Consider the following 24,063-nt stretch of genomic DNA (forward strand, 5'->3'; position numbering starts at 1 on the left):
CGTTTCGCCAATCTGGTCTACAGTGAATACTGTTCATTTATCCAGCGGAGAGAAACGATGACAAGCTTTAATCCTTCCACCCCTTTCTTCAGCGAACGCCTGCAGATGCGCCCACCGGTGATGGCGGATCTCGCGCGTTTCTACGCCATCTTCGGCGATCCGCAAACGCAGCGTTTCAACCCCGCCGGCCCACTCACCAGCGAAGCGCAGGCCGCATCGGCGCTGCAAGAAAGGATTTCCGGGTGGCAACAACACGGTTACGGTTCCTGGGCGATCGCGCTGCGCGAACGGCCGGATTGGATTATCGGCTTTGGCGGATTGTCCCGGAAACCGCTCGGGGCGCAGCGCACCGTGAACCTCGGCTATCGCTTCGACACCCGCGTGTGGGGCATGGGATTGGCCACCGAGATGGCGCGGGCGTCGCTGCAATACGGTTTTGTCGGATTGGCGCTGGAGGAGATTTCCGCCATTGTGCGTGCGGAGAATCAGGCTTCGTGGCGAGTGCTGGAAAAGATCGGCATGCAGCGGGTGGATACGCTGGATGACGTGCCCGGCGCGGCGCCGAGCCTGGTGTATACGCTAAAGCGCTGCGACTATCAGGACTGATCGTCGCTGATTTTGGCCAACGCCATGCGGTAAGATTTGACCTTCTGGCGCTTTTTCAACCAGGTGGCGGTAGAGACGATGAATACCGCGCCCGACATCGCCAACACGCCGGTTGGATGGCCATAAAACACCATCAAGGCAAAGTAGACGGCGGAAACGATCGCCACCCATTTCGCCGTATTGCCCATGTCGTTTTTCTCCTGGGTCAAACGGCGGATGTGCTCTTCTTCACTGATTCCCATACGCGCTCCTTGTTGGCTGAATGTCCCATTATATGGAGCTGGAGTGCTGATATTTCAAGCGGTTGGATGGTAAAGAAGCGTAAAGCTCAGGCCGGCGGTTCCCGTCGCCGCGGCAGATAGCGCCCGGGCTGATCGGCACCCGGCAGACCGCTGCCGTCGTTGCGGCCAAACAGCCGGTAGCGATTGCTGGCGACCGCGTCGTACAACTTGTCCGCCAGCTTCGACGGCAGATAACGCCCCAGCGCCAGCGCGCGGTATGGCCAAGCCAATTGGCGCAGCGCCCGAAACAACGCCGCCGAACGCAGCCAACAGCGCCCCTGTTCCACATAGACCACGGAATCAACACGGTCGGTCGGCAATCCCAGCGCCTGCAGGATTGCCTGCCCTTCGACGGATTGCACCGTCGCCAACAGAATGCGCCGCTGCCGATCGGCGCGAACAAGGTATCTCACCAACCCATGACACAGATTGCATTCGCCGTCGAACAACAACGCGCGATCGCCGGGCTGGAGATAAGGCAGCTGTGATAAAGGGGTCATCCCGCCTCCCGAAAAATGCTCGCCTTAGCCTAACGCGCCTGGCGCGCCCAGGCCAGAGCGGGATGACGGGGCGTGTTAAGGCGCGGGCGGCGCGTCAGGCACCGCCACCACCGCGACGCGCACTTCGTAATGTTTGGCGCTGCCCGCCGGGATCACCGCCGTCAGTTTGTTGATGGTTTCCACCGGATTGTCGCTGGCCGAGGTGGCGCAGAACAGCTCACCGCCGCGGCAGAACCCCGGCTTGGGCGGGTGCCCGCCCGGGAAAGGCGGCATGCGCATCGGTTCATCCGCCACAGGCGGCAACGCTTTGGCCGCAGGCGCCTCGGGGGCAGACATCGCGCTCGCACTGAACAACAGCGCCATGCCCATGCAGGGCAGCGCCAGGATCTTGATTGCTTGTTTCATTGAATTAGCCTCATTTGCCGGGTTCGGGATTACGCTACCCCGCCCCCGGCCCATGAGAAAGCCGCTTTTCGCTACCTTTTCGCCCCGCTGCGCTTTGCTTACACGCGCTTAACGTGATGAGAGGCAAAAGGTTGGGTAAAGGGCCGCTGCGTTACTTGCCGTTGGTCAGCGTGTTGTAGCTGGTCATCAGGTTGCGGTAGTCCGGGATATGGTTGGAGAACAGCGTGCCCAGGCCTTCGATGTCGTTGCGCCAGTCGCGGTGCAGCTCGCAGGCGACGCCGAACCAGGTCATCAGCTGCGCGCCGGCGGCCTCCATGCGGCTCCAGGCCGACTGACGGGTCAGCTCATTGAAGGTGCCGGAGGCGTCGGTCACCACAAATACCTCAAAGCCTTCATTGAGCGCAGACAGCGCCGGGAATGCCACGCACACTTCGGTCACCACGCCGGCGATGATCAGCTGCTTGCGGCCGGTGGCTTTCACCGCCTTGACGAAGTCGTCGTTGTCCCAGGCGTTGATCTGGCCAGGGCGCGGAATGAAGGGGGCATCGGGGAATTGGGCTTTCAGTTCCGGCACCAGCGGGCCATTGGGGCCGTTTTCGAAACTGGTGGTGAGAATAGTCGGCAGGTTGAAGTACTTCGCTAAATCCCCCAGCGCCAGCACGTTGTTTTTAAACCGATCGGGATCGATGTCACGCACCAGCGAAAGCAGCCCTGCCTGATGATCCACCAGCAATACGGCGGCCTGGTCTTTGTCGAGGCGCTTGTAATTTGCAGTCATGGTTTTACTCCTGTGGGGTTTGATATTGCGGATGAAATGCCCCGCCGGTGTGACGGGGCATTGAGGTTTAAGTGTAGCGCCTGAGCCAGGGAGCACTTCCCGCCCCAGGCGCAGGCATCAACCGACGCTCGCTTCGGCCTTCATGCTGCCGAACTTGCCGCTGTTGAAGTCGCGGAACGCCTGCTGGATTTCCGCGTCGCTGTTCATGACGAACGGGCCGTAGCCGACGATAGGCTCATCGATCGGTTCACCGCTCAGCACCAGCAGCGTGACGTCGTTGTTGGCTTCGATAGTGATCGAGTCCCCCGCCCGGTCGAAACGCACCATTTGGGTTTCGCGCACTACTTCTTCGCCGTTGACCAGGATCGCGCCGTGCAGCATCACCAGCGCCAGCGTATGGCCTTCTTTCACCGTCAGCGTGGTGGTGTGGCCGGCATTCAGCTTCATATCCCACACGTTGAGCGGGCTGAAGGTGCGCGCCGGTCCGGCATGGCCGCCGAAGTCACCGGCGATCACCCGCACCTGCCCTGCGCCGCCCGCCAGCGGAACCACCGGAATGTCGGCGTTCAGCAGCGTCTGGTAACCCGGCTCGGCCATTTTGTCCTTGGCCGGCAGGTTGACCCACAGCTGCACCATTTCCATGGTGCCGCCGTTGCGCGAGAAGTCCCGCGAATGGAACTCTTCGTGCAGAATGCCGGAGGCGGCGGTCATCCACTGGACGTCGCCGGGGCCAATCACCCCTCCGCTGCCGGTCGAGTCGCGGTGTTCCACTTCGCCCTGATAGACGATGGTCACCGTTTCAAACCCGCGATGCGGGTGCTGACCCACGCCGCGGGTGCCGGAGGCGGAGCGGAATTTGGTCGGCGCCGCGTGATCCAGCAGCAGGAACGGGCTCATTTCCGCCCCCAAATCGTTATAAGAGAACAGCGAATTCACTAGGAAACCGTTACCGACCCAGTGCGCTTCCGGGCTGTTGTGAATACCGAGGATGTTTTTCATCTTGAACTCCCGTTTCAGACCTCACGGCCTTAAGTTGATGCCAGAAGTTTAATCTGCCGGGGTTTGCTGCAGTAGTAGGCAAGATGTACACTCAGCGTTCTACTGGTAGAACGATAAGGGATGCGATGCTGACCGATCTGAACGACCTGTTTTTCTTCGCCAGCGTGGTCGATCACCAGGGATTCGCCCCCGCCGGCCGGGCGTTGGGCATTCCCAAATCCAAGCTCAGCCGCCGCGTGGCGCTGCTGGAAGAGCGGTTGGGCGTGCGCCTGATCCAGCGCTCGACGCGGCGTTTCTCGGTGACCGAGATCGGCCAAACCTATTATGCGCACTGCAAGGCGATGCTGGTGGAAGCGGAAGCGGCACAGCAGGCGATCGAACAGACGCGCGCCGAACCCTGCGGCACGGTGCGCATGTCCTGCCCGGTGGCGATCCTGCACACCCGCGTCGGCAGCATGGTGGCGGCCTTTATGGCCGATTACCCCAAGGTGACGGTGCACCTGGAGGCCACTAACCGCCGGGTGGACGTGGTGGGTGAAGGGCTCGATCTGGCGATCCGCGTGCGGCCGCCACCGCTGGAAGACAGCGATCTGGTGCTGAAGATCCTGGCGCAGCGCACCTGGTGCGTCGCCGCCAGCCCGGCGCTGGTGCGCACCTTCGGGCCGGCGCAAACGCCGGAAGACCTGCGCAAATACCCGACGCTCGATCTCGGCCCGGCGCGCGCTCAGCACCAATGGCGTCTGACCGGCCCGCAGGGTGAACAGGTGGAATGGGAGCACACGCCGCGGCTGGTCACCGACGACATGCTGATGCTGCGCACCGCCGCCATCGCCGGCGCCGGCATCGTTCAGCTGCCGGCGATGATGATGCGCGACGATATGCTGCGCGGCGAGCTGGTGCAGCTGCTGCCGGGCTGGCAGCCGCAGGGCGGCGTGGTGCATGCGGTCTACCCGTCGCGCCGCGGCCTGTTGCCGGCGGTGCGGCTGCTGCTCGATTATCTGGGCGAGCAGTTCGCCAGCATTGAAGAAGAGTGATCAGGCGGTGATTTCGATCGCGTTGCCGTCCGGATCGCGAATGACGGCCTCGTAGAAGCCGTCGCCGGTCCAGCGTGGCGCGGACAGCAAGATGCCCTCCTGCCGTGCGCGCTGCGCCAACCGCTCGACCTGCCGCTCATCCCCCAGCGACAGCGCGATGTGCGCCCAGCCCACCCGCTCCTCCTGCGCCTGCGCCGGCAGCAACGTCGGCACGCGCATGATCTCCAGCGTCGGCCCGGCCGCCAGGCTGACGAAGCGGGAAACGAACCCCGGCCGATTGCGGCTGACGTACTCCTCGCCCGCTTCACCGTTGAAATAGCGCTGCCAGAACGCCAGCTGCGCGTCGATGTCACGGGTCCACAGGGCAACATGGGCTATTTTCATCATCATTCTCCGGTCGATAAATCGCTGTGCCAGATCTGGCCGCCGCCCTGCGCCACCTGCTGCTCAAGCTGCGGGTGAGCGCCGCGCGCCGTCACCAGATGATCCACCCGCCCGGCGGGCAGGAAGGGGTAAGGGGCGTAGGTATTGAGTTTGTCGCGGGTGCACAGCACCGCCACGCTGCCGGCGCGCGTCAGCAACCGCTTTTTGAACGTGGCGTCCTGGTAACTCAACGCGGAGAAACCGCCGGCCGGGTCGTAGGCGCAAATGCCGGTGAACACCAGATCGAAATGAAATCCGTCGATCTCTTCCGCCGCCTTGGCGTCCACGCAGCCGCCGACCTGCGCATCCAGTTCGCCGCCGATCAGGATGGTGCGGATCCCCGGCCGTTCCAGCATTTTGCCGGCGATGCTCAACGCATTGGTTACCACCGTCAAACGCCGATCGCGCGGCAACAGATCCGCCAGATACAGATGGGTGCTGCCGGCATCGAGGAAGATCAGCTGTTCTTCGCCGATCACCCCCAGCGCGGTCTGCGCCAGCGCCAGCTTCTCATCACCGCTGAGCGCAATGCGCGCCGCAACGGGGCCTTCGGCCGGCGTCGGCGCCAGCGCGCCGCCATAGATGCGTTTGCACAGATTTTGCGCCGCCAGCTGACGCAGATCGCGGCGGATGGTCGCTTCGGTGGTATTCAGCCGCTGCGCCATCTCCAGAGCCAGCACACGCCCCTGTTGGCGGAGCGTGTCGAGAATGGCCTGATGGCGCTCATTCGGTAACAGTTTGGACATCATGTCAATCCGGTGATGCTAAAGTGATCATAAATGTACACAAACGTACATAATCGAACAAACACTTTTTTGGTAACACTCAAGCGGCGGCGCTCGTCTAGACTGAAAGTGACATCACAGATAAGGGATTATGACGCGATGACCTCCGCCGTGCTTTATACGCTGTTTCCCGCCGCAGCCACCGTCGTCGGCGCAGCGGTGGCGCTCTATCGCCGCCCCGGCGACGCCGCGATGCGCGTCATCCATCACTTTACCGCCGGCATCGTGTTCGCCGCCGCCGCCACCGAAATCTTGCCCGATCTCAAACAGCAGTCGCCTTTGGCGGTGTTGCTGGGCGGCGCTGTGGGGGTGCTGTTAATGTTGCTGGTTCGGCGGCTGGGCGAAAAAGCGCAGGGGCCGGTCGGTTTTATCGCGGCGGTCGGCGTCGATATCTTTATCGATGGGCTGGTGCTGGGCATTGCCTTCGCGGCCGGCGTCAAAGCCGGCCTGCTGTTGACGCTGGCGTTAACGCTGGAAGTGCTGTTCCTGGGATTGTCGATCGTCGGCGATCTGCAAGACTTTCTCGGCAGGCGGCTGCGCGTCATGGCGGCGATAGTCGGCCTGGCGCTGCTGTTGCCCATCGGCGGCCTGCTGGGGGCCCCGGTGGCCATGCTGGGCGCATTTTGGCTGACCGCCTTTCTGGCCTTTGGCCTGATCGCCCTGCTCTACCTGGTGACCGAAGAGCTGCTGGTCGAAGCGCATGAAGGCGGAAAGGAAACCCCGTTCGCCGCCGCGATGTTCTTTGCCGGCTTCCTGCTGCTGTTGCTGTTGGAAGAAGGCTTAGGATAAAAAAACAGGAATTTCATGGCGCATGCCGCCCGGTGGCAACGCTTTGGCTATACTGAGGCAAGCGAAGTTACCGCAGACGTAACGGCTTGGGCGTAAAGGGAAAACGATGTTATTGACGATCGCAAGGTGGCTGTTTCAATTACCTGGGAAGCTGTTTGGGCCGATTTTTAAAAATCGCCTGAGGGTATTTCTGTTCTTCATGCTGGTCGCCCTCGGGGTGCTCGGCGTCAAGCGCTATCTGCTCACCCACCAGTATGACGACGAATTCAGCCTCGCCGCCCCCACCGATTACAACCGCGCCATCAAGCGCGAAATGCCGCAGCGCGAAGCGCGTGAGCAATGCGGCGGGCCGCTGCACGATAATGCCGGCCAACCCTGGCCCGCGTCAGCCGGCTATCTGCATCAGCCGACCGGCCTGCCCGCAACCGGCCTGCATCGGCTGACGCTGGACAATCAAGGCAACGACTTCGCGGTGTTGGTCAAAATGGAAACGCCCGCCGCGCCGCAGCAGCTGGCGGAAGTCTTTATTCCGGCCGCCGGCAGCTTCGAGGTTAAAATGAATGCGGATGCGGAACACGTAATGAAAATCAAGAACATCAAGACCGGCTGCATGTTCCGCTCCAGGCCGTTCAACCTGGATAAACGGAGCGATTGGCGCATACCGTTATCGCTGCAAAAGGACGGCAGCCTGCAGCTGCAGTCGATAGGCGATCGGCAATTCTGATCGGGCGCCGGGCAGAGTCACCGGCGCCGCAGAGGTTACTTTTTCACCGGATGATCGCGGCGGAACAGCGCCCAACTTTCAATTTCCTGCCCATTCGGCAGCGTACAGGTCGAATACTGGCCCGCCGCGTTTTCTTTGGCGTTCAGCTTGCCGCCGATTTTGGTGCAATACACGTCGGCCGGGTTCGCCATGCCGATCGGTTTCACCTGCGGCGGTGGCGGCGCATCGTTGGATTTCACGGAACACCCCTGCAACATCGTCATCCCTGCCAACAGGGAAAGCATCAACGTTTTTTTCATTTTTCCAGCTTATGCAAAATACCCACGGCTGAACGCTCCGCCGTGGGTTGATCATGAAATAAAGGATTTGCCCTGTTTCAGCACCAGATCGCAGGCTTTCTGTTTCACCTTCTCGGTGATCTGCGAGGTGCCCAGGCTGTTGAGATCCAGGCTCTTGCCTTCACCGGTCTGCAGCAAGCCGCCCAGGCCCTGCTGATAATCCTGGCTCTTGGCGTTTTCAGTGCTGGTGATGCCCAGTTTGCTGAGCAACTGATCTTTCACCCCTTCGGCGCCGTTAGCCGACAGCACGTTATTTTTCACACAGTACTGCAGGATGCCGGCGGCGTTGGTCATGCTGCTGGAGCTTAACGCCTTGTCGCCGCCGTTCAGCAGGCCGGTCAACGAGGAGAGCGACATGCCGCTGCCGCTTTCGCCGCCCGACTTGCTCAGTTCGCCCGCCGCGCTGCTGAGAGAATCCATCAGACCGGCGGCCTGGGTGGCGCCGCTGGCCAGGGTCGCGGACAGCGCCAAAGCCAGCAGTAAACGATGTTTGGTGATCATAGTGGTAAAACTCCTGTAAGAACGGCATGCAATCGGCGCAGCGCGCCGGGATACCTCTCCGACGCCGCCTGCGGCGACAAGTTCCTTTTATCTCGCCGCCGCGCCGTTTTTCGGAATACAGGAAGTTTAGAACTGCCAGCGCAGCCAGGCGAAGAACACGTTGCCGTTGTTATAGGTGCCGGGAATGTAGGTCGCCTGGAACGTCAGCCGCTGATAGCCGATAGAAGCCAGCGGCAGCGGTGCCGGGATAGGGATATATTTCCAGTTATCGCGCGCGGTGACGCTGGCGGTGAAACCCAGCCCCAGGCGGAAATCCTTGTCATCCAATGGACGCCAGATCTTCTCGTAGGCGTAGCCGCCGATCGGCTCCCACTTGTTGAAGGAGTCCTTGAACGCCATGATGTAGATACCGTGCCAGTCTCCGTCGCTGTCGTAGCGGGAGATGCCGTAACCGGCGCCCCACGGGCGCTCGTTGTACTTATCGATATGTTCATCATCGTAAGTCCAACGGTTATGCCAGGTGATGGCCGGAATATAGAGATCGTGGTTCGGCGAATTGTTCCAGGTCTCCGACACGTTATGGGTAAAGCGCTGCCATAGACCCGGCTTTTCGGCCTGCGCGGTATTGCCACTTTCTGTACTAACCTCAGCGTAAGAAGGCAGTGCAGGAAATATCAACGCCAGAGAACATGCCAACAGAGTCCGTTTGAGAAACATGGTAAAGCTCCTGTAAAAATACGGCCGAAGATTTTTACCGATAGCCCAGGCAAGATCAAGCTGTATCCAATTTATCCAACGCCCGTTTCGCCTTGGTTAAGCTTAGCATCGAAAAATTCGCATTGGTTTATAACGGGTTGCACCGACATCTGCATGTTAGCGCCTTTCGGACGGCAAAACCGTGGGAAAAGTCCGCTTTGTCGTTCGCTACTCGCGGGCCAGGTGCTTGACCAACACATCGACATCGAGGCGGTTCACGAACGCCAGAGAATACGAGGAATAAAGGCCGAACAGACGGTTTTGGTGCCCGACCACCACCAGATCGATGCCGGCCTGGTGAATAAAATCGCTCACGTCCTTAAAGCGCCGAATGGTAACGATCTGCTTCACCGCCACCGGCGCATCGACGGCGCGCACCAGCCGGCTCAGCATCGCCTTGGCGGCGATCACCTCCTGCGCCTGGCGATCCTTGATTAACGCATCGCTGCCGTACTCCAGCTCGGCATAGTCGGCGTTCAGATGGCCGACGGTGATGGCGACAGGCAGCCCACGCACCATCGCCGCCGTTTGGCGCAGCAACGGCAACCCATCACGCTCGTCGTGGATCAGCACCAGCACATGTCGATAGCTTTTCATGGCTATTTCCCCCCTCAAACGAGCCCCGCTGGGACGCAGGCCCTTTGGTAGGTATACGCCATCCAGGCGCACGTAGAGAAAAGTTTACGTATCGGCCCCACGGAATGTGATGGTCGCCACGTTCTATTAGCGCCCGTAACGACGCTTTTTTACGCCGGCCCGAGGCGGCGCGCATTGCAGCCCCGTAAAGTAAAGCTGACAACACGGCGCGAATAAAAAAGCGATATTGTTAATTTATTGTTTTTTATTGGTTGCAGGATGGTTTCGTGAAATAAGCGTGCGGCAGATCACCAAAATGCCCCTTTGCGCCGGCTTCTGCCTTTCTTTACCAGCAAAGTAGCGTTACGTCACCCGATGGGATTTAACGCGGCGTCAAAAGTACCGGATGATTCGCCCTGCATCATGATAAATGCCAATACGCCGACATTTTTCTGTCGATATACCGCCAGGGAAAAATACCGCACTGCCCTCCAACATAATAACCACACTATTTATACATTATTCAATCGCGTAAAGCGCCGAATACAAACCGCCTATTCACCGGCTGCCACACCTGTCTTGAACAAGCCGACACTTTAAATAACTGTTAATGCTAACGACACAACATCGCCAGCAATTTATTTTTGCTGATTTTCGCCTGACAAAATAAAGATAAATAATTCGGAGCAATCAATGAAAATAACTATCGGGTCATTCATTCTGCAACAGCTTCACGCCCTGAACGTCGATCGTATTTACGGCGTGCCCGGCGACTATAACCTCAGCCTGCTGGAGCTGCTGGAAAACGACGAGCGGCTGGCGTTTATCGGCAACTGTAATGAATTGAACGCCTCCTACGCCGCCGACGGTTACGCCCGCATGAAAGGCGCCGGCGCGCTGATCGTCACCTACGGCGTCGGCGATCTGGCCGCGCTGTCCGGCATCGCCGGGGCCTATGCCGAATCTTCGCCGGTTATCTGCATCGCCGGCACGCCGCCGCTGCACGCGATGAAAAATCACCAGCTCTTGCACCATACCCTGGGCGATGGCAATTTCGACAACGTCATGAACTGCTTTAAACAATTCACCGTTGCGCAAGCCTTGATTACGCCAGAAAATGCCGCACAAGAAATCCCACGCGTTATTTCCCGTGCCTGGATAGAGAAGAAACCGGTGTATTTACAGCTGCCGTCGGATATATGCGATGTGGAAATTGAAATCGCCGCGGCGGCGACGGCACCGCAATTACCAGCGAGCGATAAATACAATGTGCAATTAGCGGCGATGGCGCTGTTAACCAAAATCAAACGCGCACAGCGCCCAATCATGTTGGTCGATCAAATGGTGGATCGCTACCAGTTGCAGCAGTTGGTTATCGCGGTCGCTCACCGCTTCGCCATTCCGCTGACCAATATGCCCACCGCCAAATGCATTATCCCGGAAAACACCGCCGGTTGGATGGGCGGCTACAGCGGCAATCTGTCGCGTCCCGAACTGTATGAACACATGGCCCACTCGGACTGCGTGCTGAGCTTCGGCGTGCGTTTGGTGGATTCCACCACCGGTTATTTCTCGCAGCACATTCCCGCCGCCGCTCAGGTGGACATCCAGCCGTTTTCGATGAAGCTGGACAACACCTCCTACCCGGCGGTGTCGACGGCGGATCTGCTGCAGGCGCTGTTGGATCTGAGCGAAGACGCGCCGACGCAGCCCCTGGCGCCGCTGCCCAACCCGCATGAGAAGCTGGCGACGCCGAGCGACGCGCCTATCGACCAGGCCTATCTGTGGCGGCGTATCCAGCGCTTCATCCGGGCGGATGACGTGGTGGTGGTGGAAAACGGCACCTCCGGCGCGGCCATCGGCGGCATGCGCATGCCAGACGGCGTCAAGGTGGTCAACCAACCGATTTGGGGCTCGATCGGCTATACCTTGCCGGCGCTGCTCGGCACCCTGATGGCGGCCCCAGAACGCCGCCACCTGCTGTTCATCGGCGACGGGTCCTTCCAGTTGACCGCGCAGGAAGTCTCCACCCTGCTGCGCTGCGAGCAAAAGCCGATCATCTTCCTGATCAATAACGACGGTTACACCATCGAACGCTATATCCTCGGCGAAAGCTCGTCCTACAACGACATCAGCCCGTGGGATTACGCCAAACTGCCGGCGGTGCTGAATACTCGATCGCAGCCGTTCAGCGTGGCAGTGGAAACCACGCAACAGCTGGAAATGGCCCTGGAACACGCCTCGCGGCAGGATAGGCTGGCGTTTATCGAGGTGAAAGTGCCGATGATGGACACGCCGCCGGTGATGAAAGAGTTCTGCAACCGTTGCAACAGCTTTAACTTCGGCCTGACCAACCCGCGCCGCAGCGCCTGATGCGCGATCGCGCCGCCGGTGACTCAGGCCACCGGCGGCGTTTTCTTTAGGGTTAACCGCCGGCGCGCGCCATGCAGCGCTGGCGGCGTTCATCCACCCGCTTGGCGAACCAGGCGGTAGTCAGCTTACGGGTGATTTTCGGGCTTTCCAGTTGGATGCCCGGCAGCATCTCGCGCGGCAGCTTGCCGCCCGCCAGCGCATAGACCTTCTTATACAGGTCGGTATCGGCAAAGTCGGCCGTGTCGCCTTTCTCGAGCGCCCGGCGAATGGCGCTGTCGCTCATGTTCAGGCGCTTGCCGAGCGTGCGCACCGCCAGCTCGGTGGAGCCGGGCTTGTCGCTGCCAAAGTCGATCAGATCGCCGTCCAGCGCCAGCGGAATGGCGCTCGCCCGGCTGACCGCGTTTTGGAACGCCGCGTTGCGGCTGGCGTACCAGCCGGCGTTGAAGTCGGCAAAGCGGTAAATCGGCCGGCTATAATCGGCCGGGTACCCCAACAAATGCATAATGCCGAAGTACATGCCGCCGCGTCGGCTGAAGACTTCGCGCCGAATCGAACCATCAACCGGATAAGGATACCCTTTGGCATGCGCCTCGGCGAAGGCGACGCTCACCTGCATCGGGCCGCCGGTATGAACCGGGTTCAAATGACCGAACAGCTTCTGCCCCATCGGCACGCGGTCGATCATGTCATCGAAGATATCGCTCAGATCCTTTTCGGTACGCACCTTATCCAGGCGCTCGCTGTAGCTCTGGCCGTTCGACGACGAGATCTTCAACGCGGTATGCACCAAAAAGTTCGGGATATGCATCTGATCGGCGCGGCGGTCGATCTCCTTCCAGGCGATCTTCGGCAGCCCCGGCACCTGCGGGTTAGCCTGGAACGTCGACTCCTGTTCGGTGACCGCCAGCACCGAGCACAGGTTCTCATCGCTCGGCTCGATGCCCTGCGCGGCGAACGCGGCGGTGATATCGGTGGCCCACCCCTGACGATCGCCGGCATTGGCCGGGATCAGCGTCATCAGTCGCGCTTTGACGTCGGCGGGGCGCGCCGCCGGCGAGGTGGTGGTGGTTTTGCTGGTACAGCCCGCCAGCGCCAGCAGCGCGGCCAGGCTCAGCAAACGGAGGGGCTTCGGGTGGCATAAACGGCGTATCGGCATCTTTTCCCTGAACGTGATGACATGAACAGCACTGAAATTAGCCCAGCCGCCGCGCACAATCCAGCATAAAGATCTCCCCGCGCCTTTCCTTCAGGCTGCTATGTTCAAACGATCGATAAAGATGTATTTTATATGCATCATATAAATCACTTTGCTTGCCCAGCCAGAGGAGCCCCCTATGGAGCAGCAGTTGCTTTGCTATAAAACCCTGCCGGAATGGAACAGCGACACGCTGCCGGAAGCCTTTCGTCAGCGCCACAACACCCAGAGCGGCACCTGGGCGAAACTCACCGTGCTGAGCGGCAGCCTGACGTTCGCCATGATGACCGAAGACGGCGCCACCACCGAGACCTGGCAGTTTAGCCCTGAAAGCCAGCCGCCGTTTATCGCCCCCCAACAGTGGCACCGCATCGTTTCCTTCTCGGACGACATGACCTGCCGGCTGGCGTTTTACTGCACGCCGGAAGATTACTACCACAAGAAATACGAACTGACGCGCACTCACTCGGAAGTGATCGAGGCGGCGGCGCGCATCGCGCCGGGCAAGGCGCTGGATCTGGGCTGCGGCGGCGGGCGCAATTCGCTCTACCTCAATCTGAAAGGTTTCGACGTCACCGCCTGGGACAAACACGCGCCGTCGATAGCCCGCCTCAACCAGATCGTCGACGCCGAGCAATTAACCCGCCTGAGCGCCGGGATGCAGGATCTCAACACCCACCGCTTCAGCGGCGAATACGACTTTATCCTGTCCACCGTGGTCTTGATGTTCCTCGAACGGCAGCAGATCCCGCATATCGTGCAAGACATGCAGGACAGCACCGTGCGCGGCGGCCATAACCTGATCGTGGCGGCAATGGATACCGAGGATTATCCCTGCCCGCTGCCGTTCCCGTTTACCTTCCGGCCGGGTGAGCTGAAGCATTATTATCGCGACTGGGAGATCCTCAAATACAACGAAGACGTCGGCCAACTGCACAAGACCGACGCCGCCGGCAACCGCATCTCGCTGCGCTTCGCCACCCTGCTGGCGCGCAAGCTATAGCGCGTCGTGAAAGATAATCCCCAGCGTGTGGCGTTGGCCGGCGCGTATTCGGCTGGCGTGACGGGCAAGAAGGCGAGCAATACACGTCGATGGTTTTCACCGCGTAGATAAAGCGGCCGTCGGCGTACTTGTCGCGGCTGACAATCGCCAGCCAGCGCGGATCGGCGCTGTCGATTACGTTTTTCATCCTCCGTTCCTCACTGCGGTTTCAGTGTTAACCCGCATAGTGACGGGTCGTTGGCGAAACACGCCGACTCTTGCTTTTTAATTCTGCGCCGACGTTTTCAACAATCTTTCGACAATTTTTAACCAACAACATGAAGTTTATTACGTTGCCAACCCGGTTTTACGGCGTTAGGATCGCGGCCGGCCACGGGCGTGGCCAGTGTTTCTGCCTGTTAGTTGCGCGCATGGAGAGGTTATTGTGTTAGAGAGTTTTGGCGTCCTGAATTTATGGACCTATTTGGCCGGGGTGGTCTTCATCATCATTCTGCCGGGGCCGAATACGCTGTACGTGCTGAAAACCGGCATATCGCGCGGCGTGCGCGCCGGCTATACCGCGGCGCTGGGCGTGTTTATCGGCGATGCGATCCTGATCTTCTGCGCCTATATCGGCGTGGCTTCGCTGATCCGCACCACGCCGTTCCTGTTTACCCTGGTGCGTTTTCTCGGCGCGATTTACCTGCTGTTCCTTGGCGCAAAAATCCTCTACGCCACCTTCGTGCAGAAGGCGCAGGCGCAACAGCAGCAAATTGAAGGCGGCCACAGCATTCTGCGCAAATCGCTGACGCTGAGCCTGACCAACCCGAAAGCTATTCTGTTTTACGTGTCGTTCTTCGTGCAGTTCATCGATTTCAACTACGCGCACACCGGGCTGTCGTTCACCATTCTGGCGCTGATCCTCGAAGCCGTCAGCTTTATCTACATGAGCACGCTGATCTTCTCCGGCGCGATGCTGGCGCATTTCTTCAACCACAAGAAAGGCCTGGCGAAGCTCGGCAACGGCCTGATCGGCCTGCTGTTCCTCGGTTTCGCCACCCGTCTGGCGACCCTGAGTTCGTAATCCTTCCCGGCCGGCGCCCGCCGGCCGCAGTTTACTGTTCCGTCACGGCAAAATGACACGCAGGACAAATCGAATGTCAGGCAGAGCAAAGCCGCCGCTTTACCGCTGATCTAGACTCTCAGGGTTAACGATAACCTGATGAATCTGATCGGAGGATGTATGTCTGACAATACCGTAGCCGTGCTGGATAGCGTGTCGCGTTTTCTCGATCGTCAGCATGGGCTGTATATCGATGGCCAGTGGCGCGCGTCCGCCGCAGAAGGCCGCCTGGCGGTGTATAATCCCGCCAATGGGCAGCAAATCGCCACCACCGCCGACGCCAACGAACACGACGTGGCGCAGGCGGTGGAGTCCGCTCACAAAGCCTTCAGCGAAGGCGTCTGGGCGCAGCGTCTGCCGGTAGAGCGCGAACGCATCCTGCTGCGCTTCGCCGATCTGGTGGAGCAGCACGCCGAAGAGCTGGCGCAGCTCGAAACCCTGGAGCAGGGCAAATCCATCAACATCGCCCGCGCTTTCGAAGTCGGCAGCACCCTGAACTGGATGCGTTACACCGCCGGGCTGGCGACCAAAATCACCGGTCAGACGCTGGACGTGTCCATTCCGATGCCGCCGGGCGCCAAATATCAGGTTTATACCCGCAAAGAGCCGATCGGCGTGGTCGCCGGCATCGTGCCCTGGAACTTCCCGCTGATGATCGGCATGTGGAAAGTAATGCCGGCGCTGGCGGCGGGTTGCTCCATCGTCATCAAGCCGTCGGAAACCACCCCGCTCACCCTGCTGCGCATCGCCGAGCTGGCGAGCGAAGCCGGCGTGCCGCCGGGCGTGTTCAACGTGGTCACCGGCCGCGGCACCGTGTGCGGCAAGGCGCTGACCGAACATCCGCTGATCGCCAAAGTCAGCTTTACCGGCTCCACGCCGGTGGGCAAAAGCATCGCGCGGGCGGCGGCGGATCGCCTGACCCGCGTGACGCTGGAGCTGGGCGGTAAAAACCCGGCCATCGTGCTGCAAGATGCCGATCCGCAGCAGGTGATCGAAGGCCTGATGCTCGGCAGCTTCCTCAACCAGGGGCAGGTATGTGCCGCCAGCTCGCGAATTTATATCGAAGCGCCGATTTACGATCGGTTGGTGGCCGGATTCGAACAGGCGGTGAAATCGCTGTCGGTCGGGCCGGGGATGGATACCGGGGCGCAAATCAACCCGCTGGTGTCGCTCGCGCACCGCAACAAGGTGGCGGCCTACCTGGACGACGCCCGGGCGAAAAACGCCGAGCTTATCGGCGGCGCGGCCGGCCCGGACGCCAACGGCTTCTACATTCCGCCGACGCTGGTGATCAACCCGGATGACCGGCTGAACCTGACGCGCGAGGAAGTGTTCGGCCCGGTGGTTAACCTGATCCGGGTGGCGAGCGCCGAAGAGGCGCTGAGCAAAGCCAACGACACCGACTTCGGGCTGACCGCCAGCCTGTGGACCACCAGCCTGCAAAAAGCGATGGCGCTGACGCCGCGTATTCAGGCCGGCACCGTGTGGGTCAACACCCATACGTTGATCGACCCGAACATGCCGTTCGGCGGGTTCAAACAGTCGGGCAGCGGCCGCGATTTCGGCCCGGATTGGCTGGATGCCTACACCGAGTCGAAATCGGTCTGCATCCGCTATTGAGTGCAGCGGCGCGGGCCTGGCCCGCGCCCTGACTTACTGATACTGCCGACGGTACTCGCTCGGCGACATGCCGAAACGCTGCTTGAAAGCGGTCGAGAAATGGCTGTGATCGGCGAAACCCCAATCAAGGCCGATGACGGCCAGCTTTTCCTGCCCGGCGGCGCTGCGCAGCGCCTGCGCGCACAGATCCAGCCTGCGGTTCCTGATGTACTGCGCCACCACCAGCCCCTGACGGGCGAACAGCCGATACAGGCTGCGTAACGATACCCCCAGCTCGGCCGCCACCCACTCAGGACGCAGCTGCGCCGACTGGATATGCCTGTCGATCAACGCCAGCGCCTTGTCAAAGACCGAGTGTTGCCCCTCCGGCCGCGCCTGTTCAAGCGCCAGAGCCGGGCGCAGCAGCGCCGCCAGCGCATTCAGCACCGCCTCGCTTTCCGCTGCGGCGAGCTGAGGATCCTGCATGCTGCTCAGCACCAGCTGGCGGCTGAGGCGCACCGCGCTCAGCTCCGCCCCCAGACGCTGCGCGCAAGGCGGCGGCAGCGGCAGGCAGCCGCGCGGCAGTAGCAAAGAGATTTGGCGCGAATCGCGCTGGAAGGTGAAGCTGCTGGGCTGTGAGGCGTCGATCAGCGTCATGTCGCCGGGAGAGAGCAGCGTTTGGCGATCGCCCTGCTCCATCAACGCGCTGCCGCGCAGCTGGAAGACGGTAAAAAAGTGCGCGCCGTCGCTGCGGGCGATTTCACGCGGCGTGCGATACAGCCGGGCCTGGGCCACGTCGACCACGCTCAGACGCAGCGCATGGGCGCGGAACTCCTGCATCGCCCCGCTGAAACCCGGCCCCAGCGTTTTCGCGCAGAACCTGCCGCAGGCGGTGTTGATTTTGCCTAGCCACTCTTCGAAGCCGGCGTCGCGGAGCATTGCCAATGCCGTCATGATCTCTCCCTTCAAACGCCGGCGGCGCTGCGCCGTTGAACAGAAAATCACCATAACAATCCGTTAACACACAATCAATGGCGAGCGGGGGAATTGGCACCGCGATCACAGTTCGCCCGGCGCGTCGTCATCAATCCGTCACGAAATCGTCATCTCATCTTCACAGGCCTCGCCAAAGATACAGGCTGCTCCCCCTTCACGTTGACACCCTGGACATGACCCGATGAAATCATTGCAAAAATCTGTTTTAGCGCTGTGTTTGTTTACCACCAGCGCCCTGGCCGCGTTCCATGCGCAGGCGGCAGAGGAAGCCCAACCGTTCACCACCGCGCAGCAGGTGGATCTGACCCACATCCTGCCGCCGCCGCCGGCCAACGACTCGGCGCAGACCCAGCGCGAACTGCGGGAAGTCCTCGACATGCAGCAAAAACGCACGCCGGAAATGGCCAGCCAGGCCAAGGCGGATGCGGAAGAGAACGTCTGGGTGTACAGCAATGTGATGGGGCCGAAGTTCAACGCCGAAGCGTTGCCGGCCGTGAGCGCCTTCTTCGATCGCATCGTCGCGACCGAAGCGGCGGTGGTCGATCCGGCGAAAGATTTCTGGAAGCGCCCGCGCCCGCATATGCTGGACAGCCGCATCGAGCCGATCGTCAAGCGCTCTAGCTCCGGCTCCTGGCCTTCCGGCCACACCACGCTGGGCACGCTGATGGGCATCACCCTGGCCAACATGGTGCCGGAGAAGCGCGCCGCCATCATGACGCGCGCCTGGCAATATGGCGACAACCGGGTGGTGGCGGGGATCCACTACCCTTCCGATATCGAGATGGGCCGCATCGCCGGCAGCGTGATCAGCCAGCAGCTTTCGCAACAGCAGGATTTCCAGCAGCAGTATCGGCAAGCCCGTGATGAGCTGCGTCAGGCGCTGGATTTACCCGCGGCGAAATAGACCCGGCGGCTGACACCGGGCCCTGACGGCCTGGTTTATGGTTGTTTGTCCAACAGGTAACGCACCACCGCCGCGTACTCTTTGGCGTAGCCTTCAACACTGCTGGCGGCCATGCCGGCATTGTCTATCTTGTATTGGCCGGCCACGTAGAACGACGGGGTGCCGCGCACGTCAAACGCTTTCACCGCTTCATTCTGTTTGGCGATCAACCCTTTGACCAGCAGGCTGTGGCGCGCGTTTTCATAGGTGGCGGCATCGATGCCGGCCGCCGTGAACACCCGCTGTATATCGTCGGCGCTGTTGACGGCGCGCTGTTTCTGCACCGCGTCGAACATCGCCCCTTCAATCTTGTCTTCCACGCCCAGCACCGTCGCCACCGCCCAGGCTTCGGTCAGCGCATTGCCCAGTTTGCCCATCAGGCTGACGTGATATTTGGTGACCTTCTCGCCCGCGGGCAGCGCCTGCGCCACGGTGCTGCCCACGCGGTAAGTTTCGGCGAACTGATAACAAGGGCCGCAGTAGAAGGAGAAGAACTCCACCACCGCCGGCGCGGCGGCCACCGGCTTATCCAGCCGGGTGTATTGCTCGCCCGCGCGGTAATCCGCGGCCTGAACCGCGGGCAGCGCCAACATCAATACGACGGCGGCGGCGAACGAACGCTTAACTTTTGCCAACATAAACACTCCTGGTTTCATCTATGAACATCGTCCTTAGCGGCGGTTTTTATAATCAAATAACCGCCAGAAGACCAGTTTTTATTACCTTCTATTTGTGAGGGATTATGTTCAGCGCCCTTCGTAGCCGTCCCAATAAGCGCCCACCGCTTCCTGCGAGAGCACCTGGCGGCGTTTAGGGTTGTCGGAGCCGCTGTAAGTGCGGTTGATGAAAATGGTTTTGTGTTCCATGTTCTGCTGGAATTCCGGGCTGGCCAGATAATCGGCCTTTTTCTGCGCTTCGCTGCGCGCCACGCCTGCCGCGCGATCCTTTTTCCCCAGCTGGTAGAACTGTTCGAACATCGGCACGGCGTTCTTAATACTGCCGTTCACATCGGTGCGGAACCCCGGCTCGAAGTCGTCGCGGGTTTGATAAATGTAGTGCTTGGCATGCAGCTCGGCGCTGCTGAGGTGATGGGTGCAGGCGCTGAGCGCCAACAGCGGCAGCAACAGCGCCGCGCTTTTCAGTCTTTTCATGTCGTCTGTCCCTGTCAGTGAGGAAGGTTCCTTTAGCGCCAAGAGCATAGCGCTGGCTCCCGGCGAACGTCAAACGACAAAACGCGCATCACATTGTTTTATATTAATATTATATACATTGATTGGTATTCATTGCCTGAAACACTATGCTTTAACAGACAGGGTAAACACTCACCGACAGCGAGGCGGCCAATGAAACCGATCGACAAAAACGTGGGAGAGTACGACCTCACGGCGGAAAAAAAAGCGGGCATGATCACCGGCACCATCCGCGGTGAACTGCCGGACAGCGACGCCAACCTGCCGCTGCTGCCCTTCTCCGGCACCTTCGCCGGCCCCAGCGTGGCCGAAGCCATCGCCGATATTCAGCAGCAGTTCCCCGACATCGAACCAGCGATTATCGACGACTTGCGCGAGGAACTGCTGAAGGCCGGATTTTAATCCGAATCGCAGTGTCGCACGAACGGGCTATACACCGGCGCGCCGGGCTTCAGCGCCAGATCGGCGTCAAAATCTTCATTGCGGTTGAACGGCACCGCCGGCCAGGCGGAAAACGCGTTCAAACCGTCCCGGTACGCCTGCGTCACCTGCGCCAACGCGGCGTTTTGCGCCTGCAGAGCCTCGCCCGCCAACCCGCCGCGCACGCCATAGACCAGGAACGGCTCCAGCACGCTAAAGCCGATATAGTGCAGCGCATGCATGAGCGGCCACAGCATCAGCCGCATGTCACCGTCGCGCCCGTTCGGCGCGCAGGCCTGTGCGGAAGCGCCGGCGGTGACGGTCAGCAGCGCCCGTTTGCCGCGCATTACGCCGTTCTCATGGCGGTGGCGGCTGTCGTAGATCCCGCCGTAAACGAACACCCGATCCATCCAGCCTTTGATGATGGCCGGCGCGCCGAACCACCAGAAGGGAAACTGCAGCACCAGCGTATCCGCCCACTGCAGCAGCTCGATATGCCGCCGGATCTCCGCCGGCAGCGCCTGAGTCGTCCAGTGATGGCGCTGCTCCTGCATCGCATCAAATCTGTCCGCCTGCTTTCTTCTGGGGTAATGGCCGGCGCCCTCGCGCGGATCAAATCCCTCCTGATACAGATCGACCATCTTCACCTGATGCCCCTGCGCCAGGCAGGCCTGCCGCGCCTGTTCGGCCAAATGGGCATTGAAGGAATGCGGCTCGGGGTGAGCCAGCACAATCAGCACGTTCATCCTGTTTCTCCCGTTGTATGGTGGTGCTGCTATGCTGTGGCTTTACCGCACCCTTGGCAATTACGCACCTGAAGGTAACCCCCAATGGCTTATCCCGGCGACGTCTATTCGAGCAAGTGCTCTGCGCGCGATGCGCTGGCGCTGATTTCCGGCAAGTGGGTGATGTTGATCCTGCCTGCGCTGGCGCAGCGGCCAATGCGCAACGGCGAACTGCTGCGCCGCATAGACGGCATTTCGCAGAAGGTGCTGACGCAAACGCTGCGCCAGTTGGAACGCAACGGGCTGCTCGAACGGCTGGATTTAAGTGAAAAGAATCAGACACATGTGGAATATCGGCTCAGCGCCGTCGCCTGCTCGCTGGTCGAGACGCTGACGGCGCTGGACCGCTGGGCGGAATACCATTTCCCCGAGCTGGACGCCGCCCGCGAGCGCTATGATGCAGACCGCAAGCGCGAGACCGAGTAAAGCGGTTTGGCAAGCAACGCGCGGCGCACAGAATGCGCAGGTGAGACGCTTGTTCCCGGTCTCGCCATCCGTTATCTATAGTTAATTCAATTCGCCGGTAACGGCCCACTCCACCTGAGGATCTTGCCTTGACGTTTTCAAAACACCCAATCGCCGCGCTGGCGCTGGCCGGCTGCGGCCTGTTGTCGGCGGGCGGCGCGCTGGCCGCTTCCGATGCGCTGGTGTACTGCACCGTTGCCTCGCCGGAATCGTTCAACCCGCAGCTCTCCAGTTCTGGCCCGACCTTTATCGCCACCTCGCAGGTGCTGTACAACCGTTTGGTGACGCTGCGCGAAAGCGATAAAACGCCTGCCCCGTCGCTGGCCACCGAGTGGAGCGTCAGCCCGGACGGCAAGACCTACACCTTTACCCTGCGCCAGGGGGTGAAATTCAACAGCAACAAATACTTCACTCCGACACGCGACTTCAACGCCAAAGACGTGGTGTTCACCGTGATGCGGCAGAAGGATCCTGCCAACCCGTATCACAAGGTCTCCGGCGGCAACTATGAATACTTCACCGATATGGGTCTGGATAAGCTAATCACCAAGGTGGAAGCGGTGGACGAGCACCACGTGCGCTTCACGCTGAGCCAGCCCAACGCCGCCTTCGTCGCCGACTGGGCGATGGATTTCGCCTCGATCCTGTCCGCCGAGTACGCCGACGCGATGCTGAAAAAGGGCACGCCGGAATACGTCGACAACTGGCCGATCGGCACCGGGCCGTTTGCGCTGCAGCAGTACAAGCAGGATTCGCTGATCCGCTACATCGCCAACCCGCACTACTGGCAGGGCGAAGTGGCCAGCAAGCACCTGATCTTCTCCATTACGCCGGATCCGCAAACCCGGCTGGCCAAGCTGAAAACCAACGAATGCCAGATCATCCCCGCGCCGCTGCCGGAACAGTTCGCCGCCATCAAGGCCGACGGCAACCTGCAGCTGCACGACATCACCGGGCTGAACGTCGGCTATCTGGCGTTCAATACCCAGAAAAAACCGTTCGACAATCTGCTGGTACGTCAGGCGCTGAGCTACGCGGTGGACAAGAAAGCGATCGTCGCCGCGGTGTTCAAAGACAGCGGCACACCGGCCAATTCGCTGCTGCCGCCGGGCATGTTGGGCTACAACGACAAGCTGCCGGAATACGCCTACGATCCGCAAAAGGCGCGCGAGCTGTTGAAGCAGGCCGGGCTGGAGCAGGGTTTTGAGACCGACATCTGGTCGATGCCGGTACAGCGCCCTTACAACCCGAACTCGAAGCGCATCGCCGAGATGATCCAGAGCGACTGGGCGAAGGTGGGCGTGAAGGCCAAGATCGTCACCTGGGAGTGGGGCCAGTATCTGGCCGGGCTGCGCAAAGGCGAGCAGCAGAGCGCGCTGTACGGCTGGGTATCGGACAACGGCGATCCGGATAACTTCGCCACCCTGCTCGGCTGCGCCGGCGTGCAGAGCGGCGCCAACGTGGCGCGCTGGTGCGATAAGGATTACGACAAACTGATCCAGCAGGCGATCCAGGAGAACCAGCCGCAGGCGCGCGCCAAGCTGTATCAACAGGCGCAGGTGATCTTCGCCAAACAGGCGCCGTGGCTGCCGCTGGCCACCGGCAAAGTGTTCTACGCCACCCGCAGCAACCTGAGCGGCTACGTGGTGGACGTGAATGGCAGCGATTTCGCCAAGGCCAAATTGAACTGATCCCAGGCGCCGCAGCGAGGGCTGCGGCGCAACCCGCCTCATCGCTTGATAAGCTGCCGGCCTCGGAATCTACCGCCTGTTAACTTCATACCTTACGACGTTCACGGCCTCCCCTGCCATCAGGCGCATAACCCACTAAACCAATAGCTTAATAAGTGAGTTGAGCCTGGCGTTTTGCCTAAATTGCGCGCACGCGCTTTCCTCCGATGTAACATTTCGTTACCATCGGCGCACAGCCCGTTTAACATCAAAAGGTAACCCGGTGCAGAACACCTACATGCCGTGGCAAATTCGCCTGCACTGGCTGGTGGCGATCCTGCTGGCCATCACCTGCGTCACCATCGAGCTGCGGGGCTTTGCCGAACCGGGCAGCGCACCGTGGTACGCGCTGGTCGTCACCCACTTCAGCTGCGGCGTGACGGTGTTTGCGCTGATGCTGGCCCGCCTGCTCCTGCGCCGGCGCCACGCCTCGCCCGCCATCGAGCCCAAACCGCCGAAGTGGCAAACCGGCATGGCCCACCTGACGCATACCCTGATTTACCTGCTACTGTTGACGCTGCCGGTACTGGGAGTGTATTCGCGCTATCTGGGCGGCAAAGAGTGGTACCTGTTCGGCCTGCCGATGCCGTTCGCCGAGGTGGCCGATCGGCCGCGGGCGCGGATGATTATCGGCTGGCACAAAACGCTGGCGTCATTCGGCTACTGGCTGATCGGCCTGCATGCCGCCGCCGCGCTGTTCCACCACTACATCGTCAAGGACAATGCGCTGGTGCGCATGCTGCCGTTGATGAAAAAGCGCTGAATAT

At 60.7% G+C, this 24,063-nt stretch carries 30 protein-coding genes; 13 read left to right on the forward strand and 17 right to left on the reverse strand.

Annotated elements, in window-relative coordinates:
• The first annotated feature begins 57 nt into the window (after positions 1–57).
• A complete protein-coding gene (locus tag J9788_RS13810) occupies positions 58–606 on the forward strand; it encodes a GNAT family N-acetyltransferase (RefSeq protein WP_182265044.1) in 549 nt (182 codons plus the stop codon).
• Here J9788_RS13810 and J9788_RS13815 read toward each other — a convergent pair.
• The 5 genes from J9788_RS13815 to J9788_RS13835 form a co-directional block, all read right to left on the reverse strand.
• Complete coding sequence (locus tag J9788_RS13815; RefSeq protein ID WP_182265045.1) at positions 597–848, reverse strand: ABC transporter ATP-binding protein; 252 nt, start codon at positions 846–848, stop codon at positions 597–599. The two genes, J9788_RS13810 and J9788_RS13815, sit on opposite strands and share 10 nt — an antisense overlap.
• Before the next feature lie 86 nt (positions 849–934).
• Positions 935–1,387 carry a thiol-disulfide oxidoreductase DCC family protein gene (locus J9788_RS13820; protein ID WP_182265046.1) on the reverse strand — a complete coding sequence of 151 codons (453 nt, stop codon included), beginning with the start codon at positions 1,385–1,387 and terminating at the stop codon, positions 935–937.
• 75 nt (positions 1,388–1,462) lie between these two features.
• A complete protein-coding gene (locus tag J9788_RS13825) occupies positions 1,463–1,792 on the reverse strand; it encodes a hypothetical protein (RefSeq protein WP_033651052.1) in 330 nt (109 codons plus the stop codon).
• A 151-nt stretch (positions 1,793–1,943) separates the two neighbouring features.
• Positions 1,944–2,570, reverse strand: coding sequence for an isochorismate family cysteine hydrolase YcaC (ycaC, locus tag J9788_RS13830; RefSeq protein WP_004928476.1), 627 nt, complete (start codon positions 2,568–2,570; stop codon positions 1,944–1,946).
• 117 nt (positions 2,571–2,687) lie between these two features.
• On the reverse strand, positions 2,688–3,569 hold the full coding sequence (locus J9788_RS13835; protein ID WP_182265047.1) for a pirin family protein: 882 nt from the start codon (positions 3,567–3,569) through the stop codon (positions 2,688–2,690).
• Between the two features lie 125 nt (positions 3,570–3,694).
• Between J9788_RS13835 and J9788_RS13840 the strand changes: the two genes are divergently transcribed.
• Positions 3,695–4,603 (forward strand): LysR family transcriptional regulator, encoded by a 909-nt coding sequence (locus J9788_RS13840; RefSeq protein ID WP_046897578.1) that lies wholly within the window; start codon positions 3,695–3,697, stop codon positions 4,601–4,603.
• Here the strand turns inward: J9788_RS13840 and J9788_RS13845 are convergent, their stop codons facing one another.
• Together J9788_RS13845 and J9788_RS13850 are read right to left on the reverse strand one after the other, a co-directional pair.
• Positions 4,604–4,987, reverse strand: a complete 384-nt coding sequence (locus J9788_RS13845; protein ID WP_046897579.1) for a VOC family protein — start codon at positions 4,985–4,987, stop codon at positions 4,604–4,606.
• A 2-nt stretch (positions 4,988–4,989) separates the two neighbouring features.
• Positions 4,990–5,772 carry a DeoR/GlpR family DNA-binding transcription regulator gene (locus tag J9788_RS13850; RefSeq protein WP_033642011.1) on the reverse strand — a complete coding sequence of 261 codons (783 nt, stop codon included), beginning with the start codon at positions 5,770–5,772 and terminating at the stop codon, positions 4,990–4,992.
• Between the two features lie 138 nt (positions 5,773–5,910).
• Between J9788_RS13850 and J9788_RS13855 the strand changes: the two genes are divergently transcribed.
• The gene (locus J9788_RS13855; protein WP_182265048.1) at positions 5,911–6,600 is read left to right on the forward strand and encodes a transporter; all 690 of its coding nucleotides are present in this window, start codon (positions 5,911–5,913) and stop codon (positions 6,598–6,600) included.
• Between the two features lie 106 nt (positions 6,601–6,706).
• Positions 6,707–7,324 carry a hypothetical protein gene (locus J9788_RS13860; protein ID WP_182265049.1) on the forward strand — a complete coding sequence of 206 codons (618 nt, stop codon included), beginning with the start codon at positions 6,707–6,709 and terminating at the stop codon, positions 7,322–7,324.
• Positions 7,325–7,359: 35 nt separating this feature from the next.
• Here J9788_RS13860 and J9788_RS13865 read toward each other — a convergent pair whose 3' ends face one another.
• The 4 genes from J9788_RS13865 to J9788_RS13880 form a co-directional block, all read right to left on the reverse strand.
• Complete coding sequence (locus tag J9788_RS13865; RefSeq protein ID WP_046897582.1) at positions 7,360–7,623, reverse strand: DUF333 domain-containing protein; 264 nt, start codon at positions 7,621–7,623, stop codon at positions 7,360–7,362.
• Between the two features lie 51 nt (positions 7,624–7,674).
• Positions 7,675–8,163: a DUF2501 domain-containing protein gene (locus tag J9788_RS13870; protein WP_182265050.1), complete on the reverse strand. Its 489-nt coding sequence runs from the start codon at positions 8,161–8,163 to the stop codon at positions 7,675–7,677.
• A 126-nt stretch (positions 8,164–8,289) separates the two neighbouring features.
• Entirely contained in the window at positions 8,290–8,880 is a 591-nt protein-coding gene (gene pagP / locus J9788_RS13875; protein ID WP_033642007.1) for a lipid IV(A) palmitoyltransferase PagP, read from the reverse strand.
• A gap of 207 nt (positions 8,881–9,087) precedes the next feature.
• Positions 9,088–9,516 carry a universal stress protein gene (locus J9788_RS13880; protein WP_046897584.1) on the reverse strand — a complete coding sequence of 143 codons (429 nt, stop codon included), beginning with the start codon at positions 9,514–9,516 and terminating at the stop codon, positions 9,088–9,090.
• A gap of 672 nt (positions 9,517–10,188) precedes the next feature.
• Here J9788_RS13880 and J9788_RS13885 point away from each other — a divergent pair.
• A complete protein-coding gene (locus J9788_RS13885; protein WP_046897585.1) occupies positions 10,189–11,868 on the forward strand; it encodes an alpha-keto acid decarboxylase family protein in 1,680 nt (559 codons plus the stop codon).
• A gap of 52 nt (positions 11,869–11,920) precedes the next feature.
• Here J9788_RS13885 and J9788_RS13890 read toward each other — a convergent pair whose 3' ends face one another.
• A complete protein-coding gene (locus J9788_RS13890; RefSeq protein ID WP_046897586.1) occupies positions 11,921–13,024 on the reverse strand; it encodes a DUF1615 domain-containing protein in 1,104 nt (367 codons plus the stop codon).
• Between the two features lie 178 nt (positions 13,025–13,202).
• On the opposite strand from J9788_RS13890, the gene tehB reads away from it, so the two are divergent.
• Positions 13,203–14,066, forward strand: a complete 864-nt coding sequence (tehB, locus tag J9788_RS13895) for an SAM-dependent methyltransferase TehB (RefSeq protein WP_182265051.1) — start codon at positions 13,203–13,205, stop codon at positions 14,064–14,066.
• Here tehB and J9788_RS25105 read toward each other — a convergent pair.
• A complete protein-coding gene (locus J9788_RS25105; protein WP_227414557.1) occupies positions 13,969–14,253 on the reverse strand; it encodes an Ada metal-binding domain-containing protein in 285 nt (94 codons plus the stop codon). The two genes, tehB and J9788_RS25105, sit on opposite strands and share 98 nt — an antisense overlap.
• Positions 14,254–14,490: 237 nt before the next feature.
• On the opposite strand from J9788_RS25105, the gene leuE reads away from it, so the two are divergent.
• Positions 14,491–15,129: a leucine efflux protein LeuE gene (gene leuE, locus J9788_RS13910; protein WP_004940625.1), complete on the forward strand. Its 639-nt coding sequence runs from the start codon at positions 14,491–14,493 to the stop codon at positions 15,127–15,129.
• A gap of 159 nt (positions 15,130–15,288) precedes the next feature.
• On the forward strand, positions 15,289–16,788 hold the full coding sequence (locus J9788_RS13915) for an aldehyde dehydrogenase family protein (RefSeq protein ID WP_182265052.1): 1,500 nt from the start codon (positions 15,289–15,291) through the stop codon (positions 16,786–16,788).
• Between the two features lie 33 nt (positions 16,789–16,821).
• Here the strand turns inward: J9788_RS13915 and feaR are convergent, their stop codons facing one another.
• Complete coding sequence (gene feaR / locus J9788_RS13920) at positions 16,822–17,721, reverse strand: transcriptional regulator FeaR (RefSeq protein ID WP_182265053.1); 900 nt, start codon at positions 17,719–17,721, stop codon at positions 16,822–16,824.
• Positions 17,722–17,944: 223 nt separating this feature from the next.
• Here feaR and J9788_RS13925 point away from each other — a divergent pair, with 223 nt between their 5' ends.
• Positions 17,945–18,667: a phosphatase PAP2 family protein gene (locus tag J9788_RS13925; RefSeq protein WP_046897589.1), complete on the forward strand. Its 723-nt coding sequence runs from the start codon at positions 17,945–17,947 to the stop codon at positions 18,665–18,667.
• 35 nt (positions 18,668–18,702) lie between these two features.
• On the opposite strand, the gene J9788_RS13930 is transcribed toward J9788_RS13925, so the two are convergent.
• Both J9788_RS13930 and J9788_RS13935 read right to left on the reverse strand, forming a co-directional pair.
• Positions 18,703–19,344, reverse strand: coding sequence for a DsbA family protein (locus J9788_RS13930; protein ID WP_182265054.1), 642 nt, complete (start codon positions 19,342–19,344; stop codon positions 18,703–18,705).
• 108 nt (positions 19,345–19,452) lie between these two features.
• The gene (locus tag J9788_RS13935) at positions 19,453–19,857 is read right to left on the reverse strand and encodes an Exc2 family lipoprotein (protein ID WP_182265055.1); all 405 of its coding nucleotides are present in this window, start codon (positions 19,855–19,857) and stop codon (positions 19,453–19,455) included.
• A 192-nt stretch (positions 19,858–20,049) separates the two neighbouring features.
• Between J9788_RS13935 and J9788_RS13940 the strand changes: the two genes are divergently transcribed.
• Positions 20,050–20,298 carry a hypothetical protein gene (locus J9788_RS13940; protein ID WP_019454278.1) on the forward strand — a complete coding sequence of 83 codons (249 nt, stop codon included), beginning with the start codon at positions 20,050–20,052 and terminating at the stop codon, positions 20,296–20,298.
• On the opposite strand, the gene J9788_RS13945 is transcribed toward J9788_RS13940, so the two are convergent.
• On the reverse strand, positions 20,295–21,062 hold the full coding sequence (locus J9788_RS13945; RefSeq protein WP_182265056.1) for an NAD(P)H-dependent oxidoreductase: 768 nt from the start codon (positions 21,060–21,062) through the stop codon (positions 20,295–20,297). The two genes, J9788_RS13940 and J9788_RS13945, sit on opposite strands and share 4 nt — an antisense overlap.
• An 84-nt stretch (positions 21,063–21,146) precedes the next feature.
• Between J9788_RS13945 and J9788_RS13950 the strand changes: the two genes are divergently transcribed.
• From J9788_RS13950 to cybB, 3 genes are all read left to right on the forward strand, one after another.
• On the forward strand, positions 21,147–21,527 hold the full coding sequence (locus J9788_RS13950; protein WP_046897591.1) for a helix-turn-helix domain-containing protein: 381 nt from the start codon (positions 21,147–21,149) through the stop codon (positions 21,525–21,527).
• 128 nt (positions 21,528–21,655) lie between these two features.
• Positions 21,656–23,257, forward strand: coding sequence for an ABC transporter substrate-binding protein (locus tag J9788_RS13955; RefSeq protein WP_182265057.1), 1,602 nt, complete (start codon positions 21,656–21,658; stop codon positions 23,255–23,257).
• Positions 23,258–23,534: 277 nt separating this feature from the next.
• Positions 23,535–24,059: a cytochrome b561 gene (gene cybB, locus J9788_RS13960; RefSeq protein WP_182265132.1), complete on the forward strand. Its 525-nt coding sequence runs from the start codon at positions 23,535–23,537 to the stop codon at positions 24,057–24,059.
• Positions 24,060–24,063 lie beyond the last annotated feature (4 nt).

It is taken from the genome of Serratia sp. X10 (genome assembly GCF_017811775.1).
Lineage (GTDB): Bacteria > Pseudomonadota > Gammaproteobacteria > Enterobacterales > Enterobacteriaceae > Serratia > Serratia ureilytica.

Coding starts and splice junctions, on each gene's coding strand:
- J9788_RS13810 (WP_182265044.1), top strand. CDS start 58: ATGACAAGCTTTAATCCTTCCACCCCTTTCTTCAGCGAACGCCTGCAG.
- J9788_RS13890 (WP_046897586.1), bottom strand. CDS start 13,024: ATGCCGATACGCCGTTTATGCCACCCGAAGCCCCTCCGTTTGCTGAGC.
- J9788_RS13850 (WP_033642011.1), bottom strand. CDS start 5,772: ATGTCCAAACTGTTACCGAATGAGCGCCATCAGGCCATTCTCGACACG.
- J9788_RS13915 (WP_182265052.1), top strand. CDS start 15,289: ATGTCTGACAATACCGTAGCCGTGCTGGATAGCGTGTCGCGTTTTCTC.
- J9788_RS13885 (WP_046897585.1), top strand. CDS start 10,189: ATGAAAATAACTATCGGGTCATTCATTCTGCAACAGCTTCACGCCCTG.
- J9788_RS13815 (WP_182265045.1), bottom strand. CDS start 848: ATGGGAATCAGTGAAGAAGAGCACATCCGCCGTTTGACCCAGGAGAAA.
- J9788_RS13840 (WP_046897578.1), top strand. CDS start 3,695: ATGCTGACCGATCTGAACGACCTGTTTTTCTTCGCCAGCGTGGTCGAT.
- J9788_RS13950 (WP_046897591.1), top strand. CDS start 21,147: ATGGCTTATCCCGGCGACGTCTATTCGAGCAAGTGCTCTGCGCGCGAT.
- J9788_RS13945 (WP_182265056.1), bottom strand. CDS start 21,062: ATGAACGTGCTGATTGTGCTGGCTCACCCCGAGCCGCATTCCTTCAAT.
- pagP (WP_033642007.1), bottom strand. CDS start 8,880: ATGTTTCTCAAACGGACTCTGTTGGCATGTTCTCTGGCGTTGATATTT.
- J9788_RS13940 (WP_019454278.1), top strand. CDS start 20,050: ATGAAACCGATCGACAAAAACGTGGGAGAGTACGACCTCACGGCGGAA.
- J9788_RS13925 (WP_046897589.1), top strand. CDS start 17,945: ATGAAATCATTGCAAAAATCTGTTTTAGCGCTGTGTTTGTTTACCACC.
- J9788_RS25105 (WP_227414557.1), bottom strand. CDS start 14,253: ATGAAAAACGTAATCGACAGCGCCGATCCGCGCTGGCTGGCGATTGTC.
- ycaC (WP_004928476.1), bottom strand. CDS start 2,570: ATGACTGCAAATTACAAGCGCCTCGACAAAGACCAGGCCGCCGTATTG.
- J9788_RS13930 (WP_182265054.1), bottom strand. CDS start 19,344: ATGTTGGCAAAAGTTAAGCGTTCGTTCGCCGCCGCCGTCGTATTGATG.
- J9788_RS13855 (WP_182265048.1), top strand. CDS start 5,911: ATGACCTCCGCCGTGCTTTATACGCTGTTTCCCGCCGCAGCCACCGTC.
- J9788_RS13860 (WP_182265049.1), top strand. CDS start 6,707: ATGTTATTGACGATCGCAAGGTGGCTGTTTCAATTACCTGGGAAGCTG.
- J9788_RS13865 (WP_046897582.1), bottom strand. CDS start 7,623: ATGAAAAAAACGTTGATGCTTTCCCTGTTGGCAGGGATGACGATGTTG.
- feaR (WP_182265053.1), bottom strand. CDS start 17,721: ATGACGGCATTGGCAATGCTCCGCGACGCCGGCTTCGAAGAGTGGCTA.
- J9788_RS13845 (WP_046897579.1), bottom strand. CDS start 4,987: ATGAAAATAGCCCATGTTGCCCTGTGGACCCGTGACATCGACGCGCAG.
- J9788_RS13935 (WP_182265055.1), bottom strand. CDS start 19,857: ATGAAAAGACTGAAAAGCGCGGCGCTGTTGCTGCCGCTGTTGGCGCTC.
- cybB (WP_182265132.1), top strand. CDS start 23,535: ATGCCGTGGCAAATTCGCCTGCACTGGCTGGTGGCGATCCTGCTGGCC.
- J9788_RS13870 (WP_182265050.1), bottom strand. CDS start 8,163: ATGATCACCAAACATCGTTTACTGCTGGCTTTGGCGCTGTCCGCGACC.
- tehB (WP_182265051.1), top strand. CDS start 13,203: ATGGAGCAGCAGTTGCTTTGCTATAAAACCCTGCCGGAATGGAACAGC.
- J9788_RS13835 (WP_182265047.1), bottom strand. CDS start 3,569: ATGAAAAACATCCTCGGTATTCACAACAGCCCGGAAGCGCACTGGGTC.
- J9788_RS13825 (WP_033651052.1), bottom strand. CDS start 1,792: ATGAAACAAGCAATCAAGATCCTGGCGCTGCCCTGCATGGGCATGGCG.
- J9788_RS13880 (WP_046897584.1), bottom strand. CDS start 9,516: ATGAAAAGCTATCGACATGTGCTGGTGCTGATCCACGACGAGCGTGAT.
- J9788_RS13820 (WP_182265046.1), bottom strand. CDS start 1,387: ATGACCCCTTTATCACAGCTGCCTTATCTCCAGCCCGGCGATCGCGCG.